The following is a 22741-nucleotide window of genomic DNA, read 5'->3' on the forward strand; positions in this document are numbered from 1 at the left end:
CACGGGAGAACACCATGCGTTATCGACTCGGCGTCGACGTCGGCGGCACCTTCACCGACGTCTTGCTTCTCGAGGAGACGACCGGCACCACCTTCAGAGCCAAGACACCGTCCACCCCGGCGGACCAGTCTGTCGGTGTGCTCAACGGCATCGCGAAGGTCTGCGCGGAGGCCGAGATCGAGCCGTCGGAGATCGGGCAGGTTCTGCACGGCACCACGGTCGCGACCAACGCCATCCTGCAGGGACGTGGTGCGCGCGTCGGGCTCGTCACCACGGACGGGTTCCGCCAGGTGCTGCAGATCGCGCGCTCCTTCGTCCCGGGCGGGCTCGCGGGGTGGATCATCTGGCCCAAGCCGGAACCGCTCGCGGCGCTCGAGAACACCGTCGAGGTGGTCGGGCGACTGGCTGCCGACGGGTCGGAGATCACTCCTCTCGACGAGGAGCAGGCCCGCGCGCAACTGCGTCGACTGGCCGGTGCCGGCATCGAGGCGCTGACCATCTCGTTGATCAACTCGTATGCGAACGACTCGCACGAGAAGCAGGTCGCGGCCTGGGCGGAGAGCGAACTGCCCGGCATTCCGGTCTCCATCTCGAGCCAGGTTCTTCCCGAGATGCGCGAATACGAACGCACTCTGACGACGGTGGCCAACAGCTACGTGCAGCCGGAGGTCTCTCGCTACGTGCGGAACCTCGACCGGTCGCTGCAGGAGAAGGGCATCACAGCGCCGCTGTCGATCCTGCGCAGTGACGGTGGCCTGGTGCAGTCGGCCAAGGCGGCCGAGTCACCGGTGTCCCTGCTGCTGTCGGGCCCGGCGGGAGGCGTCACCGGCGCGGTGTGGTTCGCCGAGCAGGCCGGCTACTCCGACTTCCTGACCTTCGACATGGGCGGCACGTCGACGGACGTCGCACTGGTCCTCGGCGGTGAGCCGCGGATCGGTCGTGAGACCAAGGTCGGCGACCTCGCTGTGCGCGCCACCAGTGTGGACGTCCGGACGGTCGGTGCCGGCGGCGGGTCGATCGCCCATGTCCCCGAGCTCACGAAGGCGCTGCGGGTGGGTCCGCAGTCCGCGGGAGCCGACCCCGGGCCCGCGGCCTACGGCAACGGCGGCACGGAGCCGACGGTGACCGACGCCAACGTCGTGCTGGGGTACCTGCCTGCCACCCTCGCGGGCGGTGAGGTGAGCCTCGACGTCGACGCGAGCAGGACGGCAGTGGCGACCATCGCCGACGCCATCGGGCTCGGCAGTCCCGAGGAAGCGGCGTCGGGCATCGTCGACATCGTCAATGAGAACATGTTCGGCGCACTCCGACTGGTGAGCGTGCAGCAAGGCTACGACCCCCGCGACTTCGCACTGGTGTCGTTCGGTGGCGCAGGTCCGCTGCACGCCAACGCACTCGGGCGTCTCACCGGCGCGTGGCCCGTCATCGTCCCGCCGTCGCCCGGCGTCCTCTGCGCCTACGGAGACGCCACCACCTGCGTCCGCGACGAGAGCGCTCGCACGATGATCCGTGCGTTCTCCGACACCGACGACGCCGAGCTGCGCACCGCCCTGGCGGAACTCGCGACGTCCGCGGCCGCACGACTGTCGGCCGAGGGCGTGCCCGCGGATCAGCAGACGGCGAAGTACCAGGTGGATCTCCGGTACCAGGGCCAGGGCTTCGAGATCCCCGTGGACCTCGACGCGAGCGCACTCGAGTCCGGCGATCTGCTGTCCACTCTGGGAACGGCATTCGACACCGAGCACGAGCGTCTCTTCTCCTTCCTGCTGAAGAACGAACGTGAGGTCATCAACCTGCGCGTCACGGTCAGCGGGCCGCGACCGGACGTGGCGTTCCAGCCGCTCGAGGAGGGCGGTGCGGATCCGTCGGCCGCACTGGTGTCCACGAACGACGTGTGGATGGACGGCGAGTACGCGAAGGCCGGCATCTACGACCGGGCGAAGTTGCTGGCAGGCAACGTCGTCGAGGGACCCGCCGTGATCACCGAGATGGACTCGACCACGTTGGTCCTCTCCGGTCACGCCGCGACGGTCCACTCCAGCGCCAGCCTTCTCATCGCTCCCCGCTGATCCCCTCTCGCCCGGAACTCATCTCAGGAGACCTGATGGCCACGATCATCGAGACCTCGACCACGCCCTTCACCACGGTTCCCGTGGATCCGATCACGCTCGACATCATCGAGAACGCGCTCCGTAACGCGCGATACGAGATGGACGAGGTGCTCTTCCGTACCGCACTCTCACCCGGTATCCGCGAGCAGCACGACGAGTTCCCGCTCATCGCCGATCCGAGCGGGAAGATGGTCGTCGGGCAGTTCGGTCTGTCCGTGCCCGACTTCCTCGACAATTTCAACGGGACCGTCGGTGAGGGCGACATTCTCCTCACCTCCGATCCGTACGCGTGCGGTGCCGCCATCAGCCACGCCAACGACTGGCTCATCGTGCTGCCGATCTTCCACAGCGGCCGCGTCGTCGGATGGTCGTCGATGTTCGGCCACATGTCCGACGTCGGCGGAAAGACCCCGTCGTCGATGCCCACCGACGCGCACACCATCTTCGAGGAGGGCGTCATCATCCCGCCCTTCAAGCTGTACAGCGAGGGGCAGCTCAACGAGACCGCGCTCGACATCATCCTCAACCAGGTCCGCAAGCCCGACTGGAACAGAGCCGATCTCAACGGGCTCGTCGCCGCGTGTTCGACGGCGTCCCGGCGCATCGTCGAGTTGTGCGACAGATTCGGTGTCGACGTCTACCTGTCCGCCCTCGACGCACTGCTGGACCGCAACTACCAGGCGATGAAGGTGCTGCTCGCGATGCTCTTCGTCGACGGTGAGACCATCGAGTTCAACGACTTCATCTGCGACGACGGATGTGGTTACGGACCTTACGAACTCGCGATCACACTGACCCGGCACGGCGAGAAGATCCACCTCGACTTCAGCAAGGCGGCGCCGCAGGCGGTCGGTCCGATCAACTACTTCATCAACGAGAACCTCGTCCGGATGTTCTTCGGGATCTACGTCATCACCGTGGCGGATCCGCAGATCCTCTGGAACGACGGCTTCTATCCGCTGATCGACGTCACCATTCCCGAGGACTCGTTCTGGAAACCGCGCTATCCCGCGGCGCTCAACGGCCGCAACCACGGCATCGGGCGGGTGTTCGACCTCTTCGGTGGGCTCCTGGGCAAGAACAATCCGGACATCCTCAATGCCGCCGGGTTCTCGTCGTCACCCCACTTCATGTACTCGGGCCACTACGACGGCGGACCGCGGGACGGTGAGTGGTTCCAGCTGTACTCCATCGGTTTCGGCGGCATCCCCGGCCGACCGATGGGTGACGGTCCGGACGGACACTCGCTGTGGCCGTCGTTCGTCAACATCCCTTGCGAGTACCTGGAGTCGTACTACCCGCTGCGCATCGAGCGGTGGGAGACGGTCACCGACACGGGCGGCGCCGGTCTGCATCGCGGCGGCAACGGCGTGGACGTGGCCTACTACTTCGAGGAGCCGGGCACCATCGCGATCCACGACGATCGCTGGCTCACCTATCCGTGGGGTGTGAACGGCGGCAAACCCGGTGCACGCGGACGTAAGTGGCTGATCCGCGCGTCGGGTGAGACCGAGATCCTCCCCAGCAAGATTCACGACGTCGAGGTGTCGCGGGGCGATGTGCTGCACTTCGTGACGTGGGGTGGCGGCGGCTGGGGCGACCCGCTGACGCGCGATCCCGAGCTGGTGGCGCTCGAGGTGCGTCGCGGCCTCGTCAGCGCCGACGGCGCTCTGACCGGCTACGGCGTCGTCTGCGACGCGGACGGTGTCATCGATGCCGACGCATCCGCGGGCCGACGCGAGAGCATGGCAGCCGAGCGGGGCGAGATCGAGGTGTTCGACAAGGGTCCGTCCCTCGAAGTCATCCTCGAACGGTGCGAGGAGGAGACCGGTCTGCCGGCGCCACGTCCGCCCGTCAACGTACGGAAGGCGGTGCGCGCGTGACGGACACGCTCGGGTCGTATCGCGAGTCGGGTTTCGCCGGCGATCTCGGACCGGGGCGCAGCGCGGCGGTACTGGTGGTCGACGTGGTGCAGGCGTACCTCGTCGACGGGTCGCCCCTGCGCGCTCCCGTGGAGGACGCCGTCGCCGCTGCCGCGACTCTCGTCGCGGCAGCCCGCGACGCCGGGGTACCGGTCGTCTTCACTCGCGTGAGCTATCAGGCCGGCGGCGCCGACGGCGGGCTGTTCATGCGGAAGATCCCGGCGCTGAGCGTGTTCGAGGAGGGCTCGGATCTCGGCGACTTCCCGTCGGCCCCGCGGCCCGCAGCGGGCGAGACCGTCGTGACGAAGCAGTACGCGAGTGCCTTCTTCGGCACGTCGCTCGCCGCGACCCTCACCGCACGCGGTGTCGACACCCTCTACATCTGCGGCCTGACCACCAGTGGCTGCATCCGCGCCAGCGCCACCGACGCTCTGCAACACGGATTCCGGCCACTCGTGGTCGCGGACGCATGTGGTGATCGGGAGGCGGGGATGCACGAGTCGAACCTGCTCGACCTGCGTGCGAAGTACGCGGACGTTCTCACCCTCGACGAGGCGGTGGGGCACTGGGGACGGTCCGGGTGACTGCGTCACATCCACGGCACTCGTCGTTGCCACCACGGCATCGATCGCGGTCGCTCCGATTCGACTGTCGCCGAGCGTAAGCGAGTATCGAGGGTGTCGACGGCGACCGCGAGGCGATGAGCGCGCCGCCCGCCGTTGTGCAGCAGCCCGGCGAGACGCGCCCGGGCATCGGTCGGAAGGTCACCGTCACACATCGGACACCCCGTGGGGCCGGTCCATTCCCACGCACGTGACACGGGGTGGGCGCCACCGCGAGCGACGCGCCGTTCCGTGCGCTCGACGTGGTCACGCCACTCGTCGAGGTACCGGAGCGCCGCGCCATCGCGCCGCGGTCGAGAGGGACGGTGCCGGCGAATTCCCTCGTCGGCGGTACGTGATGCCATGTCGATCCCGATGCAGTAGGGGAACCGTGCGACGACGCGCACGGGCATCGGGTCACCGTGGATCGAGCATACCGCCGCTCAGCACCGCCGCAAGGCTCGATCCCGTGGGATACCGACTGATCCACACCGCCTGGGCTGCGTGGTAGATGTCGGGCTTCCCGCCCCACACACTCGTCGCCACGGCGTTGTGCTCGTCGAGTTCGTGGTGCCACGATCCGCGCGCTCGGTCGACGTAGCAGTCGGCTACGTGATCCCAGCACGCGCGATAGTCGTTCTCGTACTGCCCTTCTCCGGTCCACCGCAGCAGGGTCGCGGCGGCGGCGATCGCCTCGCACAGCACCCAGTGCAATCGCTGGGTCACGACGGGCCGGCCCGTCCAGTCGGTCGTGTAGACGAAGCCGGGCGTCGACCCTTCCTGCCATCCGTCGGCAGCGGCGCGCCGATACAGCGATCGAGCGACGTCCACGTGGTCGTGGCCGCGCGCGCTGGTGGCCACGAGGGAGACCTGCAGCATCAGGCGCGACCACTCGAAACCGTGACCGACCGTCGCACCGTAGGGCTTGAACTGATCGGCCGGACTGTCGGAGTTGTACTCCAGCAGCGGTTCCCACTCGGTGGTGAAGTGTTCGGGGATGCGCCAGTCGTTGGCCTCGGACCACTCGATGACGCTGTCGCAGATGCGAGCGGCCCGCTCGCGCCACACCGTGGGGGCGCCGGCGTCCACTGCCGCGAGCATCGCCTCCACCATGTGCATGTTCGCGTTGATCCCGCGATAGTCGTCCAGTTCCGACCAGTCGGCGTTCCAGGTGTCCACGCACATGCCACTGCGGTCGTCCCAGAACCGGGCATCGACGACGGCGAGTGCCTCGGCGAGCAGTGCAGGTCCGCGAGGGTGACCCGCCGCGGTGGCCGTCGACGCCGCGAGAACGACGAAGGCGTGCGTGTAGGCCGACTTGGTCGCGTCGTCGGTCGACTCGACCCAGCCGTCGTGTCGGTCGTCGCGCAGCACCGTCAGGAGTCCGTCGAACAGTCGGTCGGCTCTGCGGCGAGAGCCCGGATGCCCGAGCAGCGCACCGAGGTACTGCACGTGCACCATGCGCGCGGTGATCCAGGTGAACACCGGCCGCGTCAGGTCCGGCTCGCCCGTGTCGTCGAGCCACGCCGCGCCTCCCGACGGGTGATCGAGAGTGCGGCCGAAGTCGAGCAACCGGGCGGATTCGCCGTCGAGCCACGACCTGTGGGACGGAAGCGTCGGCCAGGAGGGACCCGCGGGCATCTCGTTCGAGGACACCGCGTCACCCTACGAGACCGTCGGCGCCTCCCGGCTCGGAACAGCGGCACCGGTGCTGACATGATCGGGTCCCGCATCGAACAGGAGTCCCTCTGATGGCAGCACCCACGCGCGTCCACGTCACCCACACGTTCACGTCCGCACCGGATGTCGTGTTCGCAGCCCTGTCGGAGCACGAGAACCTCGGCCCCCTGTTCGGAGCGAAGATCACGCGTGTTCGTGACGGAGACAGCTCGCGCAACGGTGTCGGCTCCACGCGCGCACTGAAGCTCGGCCCGCTGCCCGCCTTCCACGAGACGACGATCGTCTCCGAACCGAACACCCTCATCGAGTACAAGATCACCAAGGGCTCACCGCTGCGCGGACACTGGGGCACCCAGCGCCTGACCCCGACGACCGACGGCGGCACCGCTCTCGACTACACCATCGGATTCGACGCTCCGGTTCCCGGCCTGGCTCTCGTCGTCGCGAAGGTTCTCACCTCGACCATCTCCGCCAAGATCGGCAACCTCGTTCCCTGACGAGGGTCAGAAGGTCTCGTTCCAGTCGCGAGCGAACATGAATGCACCGGCGGTGCCCCAGCAGGTCACGCCGAAGTCGACGTCGGACGAGCACACCACTCCGGACGTCGAGAGAACCTCGCCGTACTCGAGGACTCGAGGTGCCGGGCTCGTGTAGATGCCCTGCGTGGTGCACAGATGGTGTGAGCCGGCATCGTCGACACGGACCGCGTACTTGTCGTTCGGCGCATTCGTGCACATCGGGCCGTCGACCGGCTGCACACTCGTCACCGCTTGGCATCCGACCTGGCCCGCGGGTGAGCCACCGGCCCAGATCCCGCACTGCACGTTTCCGCTGGGCGTCGTGAAGTTCGTCAGGCCAGGGGCGGTCTGGAACAGGGCCGGGTCGACCGTTCCCGACTCGGGGCTCGGACGCGGCTGATTCCAGGGAAACAGGTCGGACACCTCCTCCGGGGTTCGCCGCGGCGGGGTGGCAGTGGACTCTCCCGACACCTCCGCACCGGGTGGAGGAGGCGTCGCAGTCTCCACCGCCGGTGTCGTGGTGGTCGGCTCCACCGTCGACGTGGCCACCGTGGTCCCCGCAGCCGGCGCATCCGTCGCGGAATCCCCGCCGGAACACCCCACCAGAGCCGACGCACACAGTGCAGCGATCGGAGCGACGAACGTCCGCATCGCCGTCATCGGGCCGGCACCTCGAAAGTGGGGCTCGGCGTGTGCGGGGTGTTCGTCCTGAACGTGACGGTGACCGGGCCTGCACCCGTGTCGATGTCGAGATAGGGGTTGGTCACGTTGGGGCCCTGGAAACGCCAGCTCGCCACTCGGTGTTCGGCGGTACCGCTGGCGCCGGTGTCGTGATTGTGCCAGTCCGCGTACATGGTCACGTAGCACTCGTAGTCGGCCAGCCCCACCCACGCGGGGCTGTACAGATGGGTCGTGAAGTCAGCGTGAATCTCGTCAGGGGTGTAGCCGCTGGTCACTCTGACATCGACCGTTCCGGCGAGGCACTGGGGAACCTCGGCGAGAGTGTGGATGCGCTGCTCCGGTGAGAAGTACATCGGTTGCGCACCGGCGTTCACGGTGCCACCCACCGTGACGACTGCCGTCAGGGCGCCGGTGACGACGACGGCGCGAGTGCTGATCGGGCGCTTCTTCATGACCCTCCTCGAGTGGACTGCACGACCCGCCGAACGTAACACTTTCCGGCGCGGAAAGTGTTAATGTTTCCGTCATGGAAAGCCATCGGTCGCCGGACGATGCTCGCGCCCTGCTGAGTGAGATCCATGCCGACCGAGTTGTTCTCGCCGACCGTCTCGTGGCGCCGACATGGTTCTATCCGACCTTCGCGGCACTGACCGCCCTGTACGTCGGTACACCGTCGCTGCCCGACGGCCACGTGCGTTCGGTGTCGACGTCCGTTCTGGTCGCGGCCGCGATCGTGACGACGGTGCTCTATCCCCGCCTGACGGGGGTACGCCCGTCAGGCGTGGGTGCCGTCGGGTGGTCTGTTCTCGGTGGGCTCCTGGTGACCGTGCTCGGATCGTTGAGTGTCTCCTACGGTCTGGTGGCATCTCTGTCCGCGTGGTGGGTCCTCGTGCCACAGGCGCTGTGTTTCGTGCTCGTGCTGTTCGGCGGCCGCCTGTTCGACCGCGAGTATCGCCGCCATCTGTACGCAGACGACGTCCGACGCCCGTCCGGCCGGGCGCACTCCGGACCACGGTCGTGACCGAGGATCGCGGCCCCGAACCACGATTCGATGCCGTCATCCACGCACCGGTCCGGCTGCGCATCTGCGGGCTTCTACGCCGAGTCGACGAGATCGATTTCGCCATCATCCGCGACACCCTCGAGATCAGCGATGCGTCTCTGTCCAAACATCTCCGAGCTCTGTCGGACGCGGGCTACCTGTCGACGAAGAAGACGACGTCACTCTCCCGCGGCGACTCGCGACTGGTGACGTGGGTCGAGCTGACCCGGGTCGGTCGCGATGCGTTCGACTCTCACATCGCAGAACTCGGACTCATCGCGCACGGTCGCCCGGAACAGTCGACGGCTCGGCAACCACTGTCGACGAGACTTCCCCACTTCGGACCGACACCCGAATTCGGCTGACGACCGCACGGCGCCGTCGCCTGATCCACGTCGTATCCACGTTGTTCACGCCGACGTCGACTCACCCGCCGTTCGAGTTCACCGGGGCTCGATATCAATGACCCGTCACCGTCGAACAGCGCAGCGGCACAGGCAGAATTCGGGTCGCATCCTGTGCGCGGGGAGACCGGTGACGCAACGATCCGAGCGCCCGCCGACACGGGCACCCTGCTCGGCTCGGACTCGCTCGCGCACGATTGACGTGAGGGCGACGACGGAGCACAGTGCGCGCATGACACTGCCGCGCGAGACCGCCGACCGTCACCGCGCCGTCGCCGCGACCTTCACCACGCTCGTCGAGTCCACGTCGGCCTGGGATGCCCCGGCGCCCGTGGACGGCTGGACCGCACGGGATGTGGTGGCGCACCTCGTCGACTGGTTCCCGGCGTTTCTGGCGACGGCCACCGGGCTGGAACTCGATCGTGGGCGCTCACCACTCGAGGACCCGGTCGATGCCTGGCGTGTCCACAGCGACGCCGTGCAGAGAGTGCTGGACGGGCCGGACGCCGCGACCCCGTTCCACCATCCGATGATCGGCGAGATGCCACTTCCCGCGGCGGTCGGCCAGTTCTACGTACCCGACGTCTTCATGCACTCGTGGGACCTCGCCGCGGCCGGCGGGCAGGACCTCTCACTCGACGCCGACTACTGCGCCGAACTGGTCGACGGCATGCGGCCGATCGAGGAGCTCATGCGGTCGTCCGGCCAGTACGGGCCGGCTGTCGCCATACCCGACGACGCCGACGATCAGACGAGGCTTCTCGGATTCATCGGGCGCGATCCGCACGTCCTCGGGCGCTGAAGCGCCGCGTCAGTCCTGCACTTCGTCTCGCTCGTGCTGCGCTCTCTGCTCGAGCTCGGCGTGCCCGCGGACAGAACCGTCCACACGTCCCCGTTCTCACTCCGCGATAACGACTCTGGACGCCCGGGACCGTGCAGGTGTGATCTGGATGAGAATCATTCACCGAGTCACGGAGGTCTCCATGAGCCAGAACCCACGCGTCGCCGTCGTCACCGGAGCAGCCCGAGGAATCGGTAAGAGCATCGCCGAACGCCTGGGCCGAGACGGTCTTCACGTCGTCGTCGCCGACCTGCCTGGTTCGAAGGACGGTGTCGACGAGACCGTCGAGACGATCGTCGGTGCCGGCGGTGTGGCCACGGGCGCCGCGGTCGACGTCGTGGACGAATCCTCGGTCGAATCGTTGGTGCGTACCGCGGTGGACGCAGGCGGGCGCCTCGACGTCTTCGTCGCGAATGCCGGAATCGCCCAGGTCGAAGAGCTGCTGAAGTACGACAGCGCCGACTTCGACAAGATCTTCGACGTCAACGTCAAAGGCGTCTTCAATTCCTACCGAGCCGCGGCCAACCAGTTCATCGCGCAGGGAGGCGGCGGCAAGATCATCGGCGCGGCCTCGATCGTCGCGTTCCGACCCTTCGCACTTCTCGGCCCCTACTCGGCGACGAAGTGGGCCGTACGCGGTCTCACCCAGGCCGCGGCCATGGAGTGGGCCGAACACGGCATCACCGTCAATGCCTACGGCCCCGGCATCGTCGGCACGGCGATGTGGGATCTCATCGACGAGAAGCTCGCCGCGAAGCACGGCCAGCAGAAGGGCGAGGCGCTCGCCGAGAACGCCCAGTCGATCCTGCTGGGCCGAGTATCGGTGCCCGACGATGTGGCGAAGCTCGTGAGCTTCATGGCATCTCCGGATTCCGACTACGTCACGGGTCAGACGATGCTCGTGGACGGTGGCATCCAGTTCTCCTGACGCGGACGAGGTCAGCCGGTGCGCAACCACCGGCTGATCTCGTTCGCCGCGGACCGCAACGCGTGCTCCACCTCGGCCGCCCGTCGACGGTCCACTTCCCGATCGGGGGTGCTGATGGCCACGGCTCCCATGACCGCACCCGACGCATCATGGACAGCCACTGCAGCGCACGCTTTCGTCGGAACGAATTCCTCACGCTCCCATGCCACCCCACGACGGGACACCTCGGCGAGGTGGTGTTCCAGTTCGTCGCGGTCGGTGATGGTCGTGGACGTGAGCCGTTCGGTGCCATGGGTGTCGAGGTACTCGGCTGCGTCCTCGCGGGACATCGCAGCGAGCAGGATCTTGCCGAAGGCAGTCGCGTGCCCGGCCTCGTGGAAACCGAAGTTCAGCGGCGTGATGCGGGGGTGGGTGGCGCAGTCGGCGACATGCGCCACCACAACGTCGGACCCGCGGTAGACGGCGAAGTAGCTTGCCGTCCCCAGTGTCTCGTGCAGCTTCGAGATACGCTGCCGCACCGGCACAGGCACGCCGACCTGGCGATGCAGGCTGACACCGAGACGAGCCAACTTGTATCCCAGCTCGAACCGCTGTCGCGCTCGGAGATGAACGAGGTAGTCGCAACCGACGAGTACCTGCAGCAGACGGTAGGTCGTGGGCAGCGGGAAGCCCAGCACCTCGGAGACCTCCTTGGCGGTGGCGCCGCCGCGATCGGCCACCACCTCGAGCACGGCGAGGGTCTTCTCCACCGTGGCGACTCCGCCGGCTCCGGCGCGCCGCAACCGCGTCGGGACGTCGGGGGTCGGGGGATCACGGGGAATTCGATCGTCGTCGAGCACACCCCCATCGTCTCTCAGCACCGCCGCAGGGGCGGAAGATCGAGCCCACGGGTTTCGTCGATCACAGAACTCGACGGGCGCGACGGTCCAACTCGCGGCGCACCCGGGTGCACTCGTTGGAGACCGACACGACGTCGTCCGGTGGCGCGTCGCGGGCAATGGCGGAACGGCGGTCCGTCACCAGCCGCTCGTACCGTTCCTGCAACAGATCGGTGGACATCTCCGCATAGTTCATCGCCCGACTCAGCTCTGACCGAGAGGGTGACCCGGCAGGTCACACCACACTCTCGATCTCCACGATCAGGATCCATCACCGGAGGTCGACTCGGGCATGAATGGCAGATCCCCCACGGACGGTCCATTGACCCGTTCCATTGTGGCGCCACCCTCTCGCGACGCGGTTGACGTGGAGACCGGCCGCGCCTAATTTGGGTGAACCTTCACCCATATGGAACGGGAGCCCAGCGATGGCAGAGTCGATCGGGCAGCTGATGCACGCCAACCTCCTGCAGGTCTTCGGCGAACGGGACCCCGCAGCGAGGCGGGCCGCCATCGCGCGGACGTACACGGAGGACGTCGTCTTCTCCGATGCCGAGGCTCGGGTGCAGGGCCACGACGCACTCGATGCCAAGGTGCAGGCGATCCTCGACGACGCACCGGGATTCGTGTTCACCGCGGACGGCAGCGTTCACCTCATGCAGGACGCCGGCTACCTGGCGTGGGCACTCGGGCCCGAGGGCTCCGATCCCGTCGTCCGCGGAGCCGATGTCGGCATCGTTCGCGACGGCCTCCTGGCACAGGTCTACACCGTCATCCTCACCTGAGGTCGGTGGCCGCCTCGATGCGGGCCGTCCGTCGTCGGCCGGGTACAACAGGACGATGACCGAGTACGACGTGGCATCCGAGTCTCCTTACGCCTTTCTCGGCGAGGAGGAGACACGGGCCTGGTACGCCTACATGAAGGTGCACCTGCGGATGCGCTACGAGATGGATCACCAGCTGCGCGGCGATCACGGCATCTCCCTGGCCGACTACGACGTACTGGTGGCGCTGGTCAGCGATCCCGAGCGCACGCTCTCGGTGTCCGACCTCGCCACCCGCATCGGCTCCGAGCGCAGCAGGGTCTCGCATCAGCTCCGCAGCCTGAGCGCACGGGGACTCGTGACCCTGGCGACCGACCCCGACGACCGTCGAGTGACCCGAGTTGCACTGTCCGACAGAGGTGACGACACCCTCGCCGACGTCTCGCCGCGACACATCGACTTCGTGCGGTCCGTCTTCTTCGATGCCCTCACTCCCCCTCAGGTGCAGGAGATGTCGACGATGTTCGAGGGCATCTACGACCAGTTGATCCGACACGGGACACTGCCCCGGCCTGTCGACCGTCCGTGAGTCACCCGACGCCGATCAGTCGGAGTCGGACGGGAACCCGGGAGAGCAACGACACATCCGATCTCACGGCGCTTCTCACGGGTTACCGACCCTCGAACACTCCCTGACACCGAGACTGGCGCGATTCACGAACTCCTGGTCGCCCGCTGCTCAGGAAACGGACCGCACGGCGCACGACGCGAGATACGCGGTGTCCGTTCATGCGAGCGTCGGGGCCCGCATGATGCAGAATCAGCCCATGACCACGGCGGAGTACGCATCTCCGCGACGAGCGCGCCCGCCATTTCTCGATGTCGATCGTGCAGCGACCGAGGCGAACGCCGCTGCGCTGGACCGAGACCTTCGCGACCGATGCGGTGTCCTGCTCGGCCTGATCGCCTCCGGGGACGACCGTGCGATGGTCGAACTGATGCTGGTCACTCGACCCGTGGTGTTCGCAGCGGCGTTGCGAGTTCTCGGAGACCGTGCGCGCGCCGAGGACACGGCTCAGGAGACGTACTTCCAGGTGTGGACCTCGGCCGGAACGTTCGACTCCGACCGAGGGACACCTCACGCCTGGTTGGCGACTCTCGCGCGCCGACGAGCGATCGACCGTTCGCGCTCCGACACCGCGTCGGCGAGGCGGGACACGAAGTACAGCGCATCGCATTTCGACCGCGACCACGACGGCGTCTGGGAAGCGGTGTGGACGAACGCCGACAACGATCTGCTGACGAAGGCGCTGATCGAACTGACCAGTCTGCAGAGAACCGCTGTCGACCTGGTCTACTTCCAGGGCCTGTCCTGCCGCGAAGCAGCCGAGCGGCTCGGCGTACCGCATGCCACCGTCAAGACCCGCGTGCGAGACGCCCTGCTGCGCTTGCGACTTCACCTCGCGCGCACCGCCTGAGCGAGCGCTCAGAGGGTGCAGCGAGTCCCTGCCTCGGGTGTGGCCAGCTCGACGAGATAGTCGGCCACGATGTCGTTCACGCAGGCATTCGCACCGGAGATCGCGACGGTGTGCTGCTCGCCGTCCACGGGGAGCAGCGTTCCGCCCAGAGTGTCCGCGAGGTTCACACCTCCTTCGTAGGGCGTGGACGGATCACCGGTGATCGAGATCGTCAGAGTGTCGGGAACGCCCTCGACATCCTGTGCGTAGGGAATTCCGAGTGTCGGCTCGGCCGGCCAGAACTCGCACGGATCACGAGCCCCCTCCGGACCGAGTCCCGCGTCCGTGAACGGCGCGATCTCCTGAATTCTCCGTTTGAGCTCGACTTCCTCCTCCGGTGTGTTGCGGTCCTCGTCCATGCAGTTGACGGCGTAGAGCGCTTCGCTGAAGTTGGGGTGGGTGCCGTCCTCGTCGCGGCCACCGAACACGTCGAGGATCTTCAGCAACGTGTCTCCCTGCCCCGCAGTGACCTCGGCTATTCCTCGGATGATGACAGGCCACACCGTCGAGTCGTAGAGTCCCGCGACCACCGCTCCGTATGCAGCGTCGAAGTCGAGGCGCCGACCGCTCTCGGTGACGATGGGATCCTCGACGAGAGGCCTGACGATGTCCTGGAACCTCTCGACCGCCCTGCTCGGATCGGGGCCCAGCGGACAGTCCGGAGACGCCGCACAGGACGCGGCCATCTCGTCGAACGAGCGCTGGAAGCCGGTGAACTGGTCGACTCTGCGGTCGGCCGTGCTCTGAGCGGGGTCGATGGCGCCGTCCAGGACCATGGCGCGCACGTTCTGAGGGAACATCTCGGCGTACACCGCTCCCAGTCGCGTTCCGTAACTCTGACCGAGGTAGCTCAGTTTCTCGTCGCCGAGCACCTCTCGCAGAATGTCCATGTCCCGCGCGGCATCTCGAGTTCCGACCGCCGAGAGGACGTCGTCGCCGCCCGAGCGCTCGGCGCAGCGTTCGACCAGGCGACGCGAGTCGTCCTCCGTCAGCGTTCTCGAGCCGGTCAGCACCGTGGTGTACGCCTCGCCGGCGTCGTTCTCGGCATCGGTGAAACAGTCAATCGCCGGTGTCGACGCACCGACCCCGCGAGGATTGAAGCCGATCAGGTCGAAGTGTTCGGTCACGCGACTGTCCGCCAAGGTCGTCGCACCCGCGGCGGCCATGCTCATTCCCGGCCCACCGGGCCCACCCGGATTGAGCAGCAGTGACCCGATTCGCTCACCCCGCGCGGGTGCCTTCAGCAGGGCGATCTGCGCCGTCCGACCGTCGGGATCGTCGTAGTCCAACGGCACGGTCACGCGAGCGCACTCGAAGGTCGGGTCGGCGGCGAACGCAGTGGCATCGGCCGACGTCACCGCGTACCCGTCGCACGATTCGAAGGCCACGTCCTGGTCGTGAACACTGCTCAGATCCGGCTCGGTCCGAGGTTGCGCACACCCGGCGAGCACCAGCGCAGCGACTGCCACGGTGACTCCTGTCCTCCTGCGGATCACGACAGCGACCCGCTCGGTGCGTGGACCGACGAGGGACTCGTGGAATGCTCGCGCCCACCCAGGTGCTGGGCGAGGAACCGCTCGACCTCGCGGTAGAACGCGATGGTGTTCTCGGGGTTGACGAACCCGTGTCCTTCGTCGTCGGAGACGAGGTAGTCGACGTGGACCCCACACGAGCGGAGGGTGGCGACGACGTTGTCGGACTCGGCTCTGGTGACACGAGGGTCGTTGGCTCCCTGCGCGATGAGCAGGGGCGCCGTGGACGCGTCGAGACGGCTGATCGGGGACCGCGCGAGCATGTCCGCTTCCTGCTCCGGGTCACTCGGGTCGCCGACGAACCGGTACCAGTTGTTGACCAGGCTGGCCCGGAGAAAGGACGGTTGTGTCCTCATGAAGTTGGCGAGGTCCGAGATGCCGACCAGATCGACCGCCGCGGTGAACACGTCGGGGGTGAAGGTCGCGCCGACCAACGCGGCGTACCCGCCGTACGAGCCGCCCATGATCGCGACGCGCTCACGATCGGCGTACCCCTGCTGTACGGCCCACTTCACCGCGTCGACCAGGTCGTCGTGCATCGCGCCCGCGAGTTCCCCCACCGCAGCGTTGGTGTGAGCCTTCCCGTAGCCGGTGGAACCTCGGAAGTTGACCTGCAGCACCGCATACCCGCGGTTGGCGAGCATCTGCACGGCAGGATCGAAACCCCACGAGTCGCGATACCAGGGGCCGCCGTGCACGAACAGCACCATCGGCAGCGCGGTCGGGTCGACGCCGAGAGGCAACGTCAGGAAGGACGGCCGCGCACGCCCGTCGCGCGCCTCGATGGTCACCGGTTCCATCGGCGCCATCGCGGTCGGCTCGAGATGCGGGTACGGACGGAACAACTGGCGGCTCGCACCCGTGGTGTGGTCGTAGAGATAGGTGACGGCGGGATCCCGATCGCGCACGAAACTGACGGTCCAGCGCAGTCCGCTCCGGTCCGAGGACAGTTCGCCGACATCGCCGTCCGAGAGCAGTTCGAGTGCTGCCAGAACCTCTCCGAAGCGCTCGTCGAGGACTCGTATCTCCTGGCGCTCGCCCAGGTATCGCACCCCGAGCAGGCCGCCGGTCCCGGCGTCGCAGATCAAGGGCGACGACGTCTGTTCGACGGCGCGGCGAACCGCGTCGAGTTCGAGCGTCGGATGAGAATCGACGACGGTCTCCTCACCGGTGTCGAGATCGAGGCGCATGAGGTGAATCAGATCGCGGCCGCGGGTCGAGCCCATCCACAAGCCTGTGCCGTCCGGGGTCATCTGGGTCGGGGTGATCCCGACCGGGTAGTCCGTCGCGTCGATCGACACGATCGGGTTCCGTGTTCCCGACGGGGTGACTCGGGACAGGAGCAGGCGGCCGTCGTCGGTCATCTCCTGCTCGACGACCGTGTCGCCCTCCGCGAGCATCAGCAGCCGGTCCGTCCCGGCGCTGCGTCCGATCATGGTGATCTCACCCGTCGCGACGTCGATCCTATGGAGGTCGAACTCGGCAGGGTTCCGTGCGTTGAGCATCACCGTGTAGCTGCCTGCACTCCCGTGCACGGGCAGGAGTTCGATCGCACGAGCGCCGGGGAACGGCGTGAGATCGACGGCGGGACTGCGGGGATCGTCGAGATCGACACGGAACACGTGGTGGTTCTCGTCGCCTCCGCTGTCCTGCAGGTACAGCAGCCACCGGGGGTCGTCGGTCCACTCGAACTTCATGACGCTGCGGGTCTCGTCAGCGCTCACGCATCGGGCATCGCCCACGGCGGAGAGATCCGGGGCGATGTCCTGCACCCAGACGTTGAGCCTGTTCCGCCACGGTGCGAGGAAAGCGATTCTGTTGCCTTCCGGAGAGATTCGAGCACCGACCGCGGCGGGCGGGCCGAAGAGGTCGTCGATCGCGATCAGTTCGGGTGCAGTGGTCATGGGAGGTCCTTTCCTCTGGTGGGGCGGGTGTCGAGCTGTCTGTCGGTGGTGTCTCTCAACCGACGAAGTGGGTGGTCGAACGCCGGAACGCCCAGACGGTGACCACCACGGCGACCGCGAACAACGGCGCACCCATCGCGATTCTCGCGACGGCGAGCCAGCCGGTGGCGTCGGTGTCGTACAGCCTGTCCTGCACGAGGTACCGGGCACCGAAGAGCACCGCGAAGGTGAGAGTGGCGACGTCGTGGGCGCGGCGCACCGAGGAGTTCCGTCGCCATGCATATCGATTGCCGTGCAGCGCGTTCCACAGCAGGCCGGTCACCGGTCTACGGATCAACACCGATGCGAGTACCACGACGCCGGCCACCAGGCTGGTCCAGATGCCGAGGAGGAAGTAGCCGCTCGCACTGCCACTCATCCCCGCGACGGCGCCGGCGGCGAGAACGCCGACGAGACCGCCGCTCGTCCCGGCGATCGACTCACCACCTCGGACGCGATGAACGGTCAGTCCCAGTGCGACGAGCACCGCGGCACCGATCGCGACCGGCAGCGTCCAGACGGCGTTCGCGACGACGAACACGATCACCGGTATCGCGGTGCGGATCATTCCGCTGGTGCCACCCAGACTGTCCACCACCCTCGCGCCGGCATCGGTGGTCGGTGCGTCCTGCGTGCTGTCGTGCGGTGGGTTCGTCATGTCGCCCTCCCTGCGCCTCGGTCGATCCGGTCGAATGATGTTCATCGACAACCAGAGTCGTCGAGCTGACCGACCGCTGCCAGTGCCTGCGTGCACGGGATGCGGTGACACTGTCACCGAGCAGTCATGACAGATGTCACGGCGTCAGCCGGTGCTCACTGCGTAGCCCGAGGACACTGGGTGTCCTTCTCCGGCATGGCGCCGTCGACGAGATACTCGGTGACCACCTCCTGCGCGCAGGAGTTGGTTCCGAGTGCGAAGACACCGTGCCCACTGCCGTCGACGGTGAGCAGCCGGGAACGATCTCCGAAGCGCTCGTCGAGCAGTTCACCGCCGCGCAAGGGCGTGACTGGATCACGTCGATGCTGCGCGATGAGGATGTTCGTCGGTCCGTCGGAGTCGATTGAGACCGGGGGCTCGGTCGGGGCATGGGCCCAGAACGCGCACGGCATGATGTTCGCCGCCGCTGCGCCGAACAGCGGGTAGTCGACCCTGTCGGTGGCGACGGCATTCTCGTACGTGGTCACGTCGTGCGGCCACTCGACGTCGTTGCAGGTGACCGCCAGGAAGACGGACCACGAGTTGTCGCCGGCCGACGGCACCGGAGCCCCCTCCGGAAGGTCCCCGCCCTGACCCGCCGCGAGGCCGTCCCGGTACGAGACCCACGCATCGGCCGCGGTCTCGTACGTCGCCGGGTTGTACAGCGTGACGAAGGTGGCGAGCCGGAACGAGCGACCGTCGACCCCGTTCACGGGCGTGGCATCGAGCCTGGAGGCGATGTCGAAGTACGTCGCCCGCACCTCGTCCTCGGTCGCACCGAGACCGTATCGGTCGTGACGCTCGGCCATCCACCGGGCGAGATCCGGGAAGGTGTCTTCCATTCCTCGGGAATAGCGCCGCATCCCGGCTCGATCGAGATGGGTGTCACCGATGTTGCTGTCCAACACGATTCGGTCGGTGCTCTCGGGGAACATCGACGCATAGGCCGCGCCCAGCGCCGAGCCGTAGGAGTAGCCGAGGAAGCTCGCGGTGTCCTCGCCGAGAGCAGCTCGGACGCGGTCGAGGTCCCGCGCCATGTTCGCGGTGCTCACGTGGCGCAGCAGGCCGTCGTCCTCGGCGGCGCACCGGCGCGCGACTTCTCTCGCAGTACGAACCTGCTCGTCGAAGGCAGCCTGGTCGTACGCGTACGGCGGGACTGCGCCGTAGTAGTGCAGGTCGTCGGTGAAGCCGCAGCTGATGGGACTGGAATGGCCCACCCCACGGGTGTCCATGCCGATGAGGTCATAACTGTCCAGCACGGACTGCGGCATGCCCCGATTCACCAGGAACGTCGGTTGGTCGAGCCCCGTACCACCGGGGCCGCCCGGGTTGAGCAACAGCACCCCTCGCCGTTCCTCCGGCTTCTGGGAGGGCAGCCGAGAGATCATGACGTCGATCTGTCCAGCGTCGGGGTCGTCGTAGTCGATCGGCACGGGCACCGACGCGCACTGCAGGCGCGACGGTTCCTCCGCTGGGTCACCGACGTCGTCGGGACATGAGGCCCACTCGAGGTCGGGCATGGAATATGGTTGCTGCACTGCAGTATCGGGCTGAGACGCGGTGGAGGTCGTCGAGCAGCCGACGAGAACGAGACTGATCGCGGCCACCGCAGCGGTACGCGTGTCGTATCGGTTCACGGGATGTCCATTCGGTAGCAGGGGTGGCCGCCGGCCGATCAGTTGCCGGCGGCGTCGAGCCAGTGATAACGCAGTCGCAGAGCGCGTTCCGTGCTGCCCACGGCGGCACCGACGGTGGAGGCGACCGTCGACCACGTCGGCAGATCGATCGGTGCGGCGATGACACCGACCGACTCGGCGATCGGCGGAATTCGAGACACCGTCTCGACGAGATACACCGCGAGCGACAGGACTCCGCTGAGAACGAGGGCGATCGAGACGACGCCGATGACCGAACTCGCCGCGGGGTACCGCCTGTCGAATCGGGCCCGGCGCCCTTCGGCCGAGCGGGGGTCGGGGCTCAGCTGCCGCTCGCTCCCGTCAGCGGAGACGAGGTGGCACCGCTTGACACCGAAACCACTCATCGCGACCTCGATGCGGCCGTCCTCGACGGGGAACGCGGCGGGCAGTGCCGACCGTGCTTCGCACAGACCGTCTCTGTACAGATCGGCCGTGACAGAACCGGAGGCCTGGTCCTGCCAGTGCCTGATGTCGACGGACCATTCCGGCTCGTGGGGGCCCGACGGTGGGAGATGAAACAGCGCACGTCCCAGCAACTGCCACCATCGGAACGGCTGCAGTGCTCGCCCGTCGCCGGGTCGCACCCGACGAGCCGCGCGGCGGCGCCTGACTCGATCGAACATGATTCGCTCCTCTTCCGCCGGCCGTGCCACTAGCACGCTGTACTGTCGCGAACGATGGCGACGACGCTAGCACATTGTGCTAGCACATTGTGCTGGTCGCGTGATCGGTCCTGCTCAGAGCAGGAACGAGCGCAGAGGAACAGAGGGGACGCGATGCCGACACCGGAGGAACCCGGCCCGGACACGCGGGCGCGGATACTCATCGCTGCCTGCGAGATGATCGGTGAGGACCCGGCGTCGACACTCAGCGTGCGATCGGTCGCCGCGCGCGCCGGAGTGAGCATGGGTTCTCTCCGTCATCACTTCCCCACCCAGCGCGCACTGCGCGAGGCCGTTCTCGCCACGATCTACGACGTGGTGACACCGGACGCCGACGTCATCCACGACCGATCGATACCGGCTCGGGATCGCCTCGTGCGCTGCCTCGAGCAGGTCCTGGTGCCTGCCGTCGGAGCGCAGGCGCGGCGCGCGTTGATCAGCACCGTCGAGGCGTTCGCAGTACCCGAACCCACCGCAGACATCCGAGCCGCCTACGCGTCCTTCGCCGAGGAAGCGCACCGGAGAGTCGAGCAGTGGCTCGACATTCTCGCCGCCGAAGGTGCAGCGCCACAGGGTGATCAGTCGCTGAACGCCGCGTTCCTCAACACGGTTCTCGACGGCCTGTTCTGGGACCGGGCGATGCCCACCGATCCCGCCACGCTGCACCGAGCGACCGCCATTCTCCAGCATGCAGTGGATTCGGTCCTCACGCCGCCGTGACCACGTCGAGGATGTGGCTCGGGCTTCATCCTCACCGCGAGGAGGCGGAGGACGACCCGTGCTGCGCCGTCTCGACACCGCCCGGTGGTCGTGATATGCCTGGCGGCATCGTCGCCACCGCGCACGCATCGACCGACCGGAAGGTCCACCCATGACCGCCGACCTCGCCGCAGGCCCCGACACCCACTCGTCCTCAGCATGGGCGCCGCTGCGTGGCAGGGTGTATCGCACGCTGTTCATCGCTCAGCTGGTGTCGAACATCGGCCTGTGGATGCAGACGGTGGGATCACAGTGGTTCCTGGTGGAGCAGAACAGCAGCGCGACCGTGGTCGCCCTCGTGCAGACGGCCAGCCTGCTGCCCACCTTGTTCTTCGCCCTCCTCGCCGGCGGACTCGCCGATCTGCTCGATCGTCGCAGGTTGTTGATCGCGATCAGCACGTACACCGCCGTCGTCGCGACGGCCACCGCGGTGCTCGCCTTCACCGACGTGCTGACCCCGATGATGTTGCTGGCGATGACGTTCCTGCTGGGGTGCGGCTCTGCGCTGTCGTCTCCCGCATGGCAGGCCATCCAACCCGAACTGGTTCCGGCCGAACAGATCCCGGCAGCATCCGCCCTGGGCGGCGTGACCGTGAACGGTGCGCGCGCCGTCGGCCCGGCCATCGGCGGCGTGATCGTGGCTGCGGCCGGACCCGCCGCGGTGTTCGCCATCAACGCCCTGACGTTCGTCGTCATCATCGGCGCGCTCGTGTGGTGGCGTCGGCCCGCAGACGATCGATCCGTCGACCGAGAGCGCCTCGGCAGGTCCATGCTGACCGGGCTGCACTACATGCAGTCCGCACCGATCGTGCGCCGGATCCTGCTGCGCTCGGCCCTGTTCGCCTTCCCGGCATCGGCGCTGTGGGCCCTGCTGCCCCTGGCCTCGTCGCGCCACCTGCACTTCGGCGCGTCGGGGTACGGGCTCGTCCTGGGAATGCTCGGTGTCGGCGCAGTGTCCGGCGTGGCGCTCTACCCGCGGTTGCGACAGTCGATGTCGGGCAACGCCGTGCTGGCACTGTCCGCGGTCACCTATGCCGTCGGCGTCGTCTCCGTGGCCTACCTCCCCGCCGGCGCGGCCGTCCCGTTGCTGCTGCTGTCGGGCGCCGCGTGGATCGCCACCCTGACCACACTCAACGCGGCGATTCAGCTCTCTCTCGCGCACTGGGTGAGAGCTCGGGGGATGTCGATCTACCTGTTGGTGTTCATGGGCTCCCAGGCGCTGGGCTCGTTCGTCTGGGGGCTGGTCGCGTCGCACGTCGGTTTCGCTGCGGCGCTACTCATCTCGGCGGTGCTCTTGGTGGTCACCGCCGCCAGCGTCACGGTCCTGCCTCTGCGCGCCGACACCGGCACGCTGCCGCGCGGGGTGTCGACGGCGTGGCCGACACCGATGGTGATGTTCGAACCCGAACCCGACGACGGCCCCGTGGTCGTCTCGGTGACGTACCGGGTGCGGCCCGACTCGACGACCGACTTCGACCGCGCCATGGCGGCCGTCGGGAAAGCTCGCCGCCGGACCGGCGGGTAGTCCTGGGCACTGTTCAGGAACGGCGAGGACCCGTCTCT

24 protein-coding genes are annotated in these 22741 nt (G+C 67.5%); 14 read left to right on the forward strand and 10 right to left on the reverse strand.

The window, feature by feature from the left end; translation table 11 throughout:
• The first annotated feature begins 14 nt into the window (after positions 1-14).
• From BR07_RS0117330 to BR07_RS27425, 4 genes are all read left to right on the forward strand, one after another.
• Complete coding sequence (locus BR07_RS0117330; protein WP_027506514.1) at positions 15-2069, forward strand: hydantoinase/oxoprolinase family protein; 2055 nt, start codon at positions 15-17, stop codon at positions 2067-2069.
• Between the two features lie 35 nt (positions 2070-2104).
• Positions 2105-3994: a hydantoinase B/oxoprolinase family protein gene (locus BR07_RS0117335; RefSeq protein ID WP_037186312.1), complete on the forward strand. Its 1890-nt coding sequence runs from the start codon at positions 2105-2107 to the stop codon at positions 3992-3994.
• Positions 3991-4617 (forward strand): isochorismatase family protein, encoded by a 627-nt coding sequence (locus BR07_RS0117340; RefSeq protein ID WP_027506515.1) that lies wholly within the window; start codon positions 3991-3993, stop codon positions 4615-4617. The genes BR07_RS0117335 and BR07_RS0117340 overlap by 4 nt, the downstream gene beginning before the upstream one ends.
• Positions 4618-4856: 239 nt before the next feature.
• Positions 4857-4994, forward strand: a complete 138-nt coding sequence (locus BR07_RS27425; protein WP_197027823.1) for a hypothetical protein — start codon at positions 4857-4859, stop codon at positions 4992-4994.
• A gap of 58 nt (positions 4995-5052) precedes the next feature.
• Here the strand turns inward: BR07_RS27425 and BR07_RS0117350 are convergent, their stop codons facing one another.
• On the reverse strand, positions 5053-6291 hold the full coding sequence (locus BR07_RS0117350; RefSeq protein ID WP_155957087.1) for an AGE family epimerase/isomerase: 1239 nt from the start codon (positions 6289-6291) through the stop codon (positions 5053-5055).
• Between the two features lie 95 nt (positions 6292-6386).
• Between BR07_RS0117350 and BR07_RS25240 the strand changes: the two genes are divergently transcribed.
• Positions 6387-6812 carry an SRPBCC family protein gene (locus BR07_RS25240; RefSeq protein WP_037186314.1) on the forward strand — a complete coding sequence of 142 codons (426 nt, stop codon included), beginning with the start codon at positions 6387-6389 and terminating at the stop codon, positions 6810-6812.
• Between the two features lie 6 nt (positions 6813-6818).
• On the opposite strand, the gene BR07_RS25245 is transcribed toward BR07_RS25240, so the two are convergent.
• Positions 6819-7493, reverse strand: a complete 675-nt coding sequence (locus BR07_RS25245; RefSeq protein ID WP_051613524.1) for a hypothetical protein — start codon at positions 7491-7493, stop codon at positions 6819-6821.
• Positions 7490-7966 carry a hypothetical protein gene (locus tag BR07_RS26340; RefSeq protein WP_051613525.1) on the reverse strand — a complete coding sequence of 159 codons (477 nt, stop codon included), beginning with the start codon at positions 7964-7966 and terminating at the stop codon, positions 7490-7492. The genes BR07_RS25245 and BR07_RS26340 overlap by 4 nt, the downstream gene beginning before the upstream one ends.
• A gap of 74 nt (positions 7967-8040) precedes the next feature.
• Here BR07_RS26340 and BR07_RS27665 point away from each other — a divergent pair, with 74 nt between their 5' ends.
• The 4 genes from BR07_RS27665 (at position 8041) to BR07_RS0117390 (ending at position 10729) form a co-directional block, all read left to right on the forward strand.
• Positions 8041-8535: a hypothetical protein gene (locus tag BR07_RS27665; RefSeq protein WP_027506518.1), complete on the forward strand. Its 495-nt coding sequence runs from the start codon at positions 8041-8043 to the stop codon at positions 8533-8535.
• Positions 8532-8921, forward strand: coding sequence for a transcriptional regulator (locus BR07_RS27670; RefSeq protein WP_051613526.1), 390 nt, complete (start codon positions 8532-8534; stop codon positions 8919-8921). Before BR07_RS27665 ends, BR07_RS27670 begins: the two co-directional genes overlap by 4 nt.
• A gap of 271 nt (positions 8922-9192) precedes the next feature.
• Positions 9193-9762: a maleylpyruvate isomerase N-terminal domain-containing protein gene (locus tag BR07_RS0117385; RefSeq protein WP_027506519.1), complete on the forward strand. Its 570-nt coding sequence runs from the start codon at positions 9193-9195 to the stop codon at positions 9760-9762.
• Between the two features lie 181 nt (positions 9763-9943).
• Positions 9944-10729 (forward strand): SDR family oxidoreductase, encoded by a 786-nt coding sequence (locus BR07_RS0117390; protein ID WP_027506520.1) that lies wholly within the window; start codon positions 9944-9946, stop codon positions 10727-10729.
• 11 nt (positions 10730-10740) lie between these two features.
• Here the strand turns inward: BR07_RS0117390 and BR07_RS0117395 are convergent, their stop codons facing one another.
• A complete protein-coding gene (locus BR07_RS0117395; protein WP_197027824.1) occupies positions 10741-11568 on the reverse strand; it encodes an IclR family transcriptional regulator in 828 nt (275 codons plus the stop codon).
• A 61-nt stretch (positions 11569-11629) separates the two neighbouring features.
• Positions 11630-11788, reverse strand: coding sequence for a hypothetical protein (locus BR07_RS27430; protein ID WP_197027825.1), 159 nt, complete (start codon positions 11786-11788; stop codon positions 11630-11632).
• A gap of 247 nt (positions 11789-12035) precedes the next feature.
• Here BR07_RS27430 and BR07_RS0117405 point away from each other — a divergent pair, with 247 nt between their 5' ends.
• The 3 genes from BR07_RS0117405 (at position 12036) to BR07_RS25260 (ending at position 13849) form a co-directional block, all read left to right on the forward strand.
• Entirely contained in the window at positions 12036-12392 is a 357-nt protein-coding gene (locus BR07_RS0117405) for a nuclear transport factor 2 family protein (RefSeq protein ID WP_037186316.1), read from the forward strand.
• A 55-nt stretch (positions 12393-12447) separates the two neighbouring features.
• Positions 12448-12960 (forward strand): MarR family winged helix-turn-helix transcriptional regulator, encoded by a 513-nt coding sequence (locus BR07_RS0117410; RefSeq protein WP_027506523.1) that lies wholly within the window; start codon positions 12448-12450, stop codon positions 12958-12960.
• A 238-nt stretch (positions 12961-13198) separates the two neighbouring features.
• Positions 13199-13849, forward strand: coding sequence for a sigma-70 family RNA polymerase sigma factor (locus BR07_RS25260; protein WP_197027826.1), 651 nt, complete (start codon positions 13199-13201; stop codon positions 13847-13849).
• Positions 13850-13857: 8 nt separating this feature from the next.
• On the opposite strand, the gene BR07_RS0117420 is transcribed toward BR07_RS25260, so the two are convergent.
• From BR07_RS0117420 to BR07_RS0117440, 5 genes are all read right to left on the reverse strand, one after another.
• Positions 13858-15357: an alpha/beta fold hydrolase gene (locus BR07_RS0117420; RefSeq protein WP_231476417.1), complete on the reverse strand. Its 1500-nt coding sequence runs from the start codon at positions 15355-15357 to the stop codon at positions 13858-13860.
• Between the two features lie 23 nt (positions 15358-15380).
• Positions 15381-17324 (reverse strand): S9 family peptidase, encoded by a 1944-nt coding sequence (locus tag BR07_RS25265; RefSeq protein WP_051613528.1) that lies wholly within the window; start codon positions 17322-17324, stop codon positions 15381-15383.
• 55 nt (positions 17325-17379) lie between these two features.
• Positions 17380-18021 carry a DUF3159 domain-containing protein gene (locus BR07_RS0117430; protein ID WP_027506525.1) on the reverse strand — a complete coding sequence of 214 codons (642 nt, stop codon included), beginning with the start codon at positions 18019-18021 and terminating at the stop codon, positions 17380-17382.
• Positions 18022-18176: 155 nt separating this feature from the next.
• Positions 18177-19697: an alpha/beta hydrolase gene (locus tag BR07_RS0117435; protein WP_051613529.1), complete on the reverse strand. Its 1521-nt coding sequence runs from the start codon at positions 19695-19697 to the stop codon at positions 18177-18179.
• Positions 19698-19735: 38 nt separating this feature from the next.
• Positions 19736-20380, reverse strand: coding sequence for a hypothetical protein (locus BR07_RS0117440; RefSeq protein ID WP_027506527.1), 645 nt, complete (start codon positions 20378-20380; stop codon positions 19736-19738).
• 153 nt (positions 20381-20533) lie between these two features.
• On the opposite strand from BR07_RS0117440, the gene BR07_RS0117445 reads away from it, so the two are divergent.
• Both BR07_RS0117445 and BR07_RS25270 read left to right on the forward strand, forming a co-directional pair.
• Positions 20534-21139: a TetR/AcrR family transcriptional regulator gene (locus BR07_RS0117445; protein WP_027506528.1), complete on the forward strand. Its 606-nt coding sequence runs from the start codon at positions 20534-20536 to the stop codon at positions 21137-21139.
• A 151-nt stretch (positions 21140-21290) separates the two neighbouring features.
• Positions 21291-22703 (forward strand): MFS transporter, encoded by a 1413-nt coding sequence (locus tag BR07_RS25270; protein WP_331280455.1) that lies wholly within the window; start codon positions 21291-21293, stop codon positions 22701-22703.
• Positions 22704-22741 lie beyond the last annotated feature (38 nt).

The sequence above is a fragment of the Rhodococcus sp. UNC23MFCrub1.1 genome (genome assembly GCF_000686025.1).
Taxonomy (GTDB): domain Bacteria; phylum Actinomycetota; class Actinomycetes; order Mycobacteriales; family Mycobacteriaceae; genus Rhodococcoides.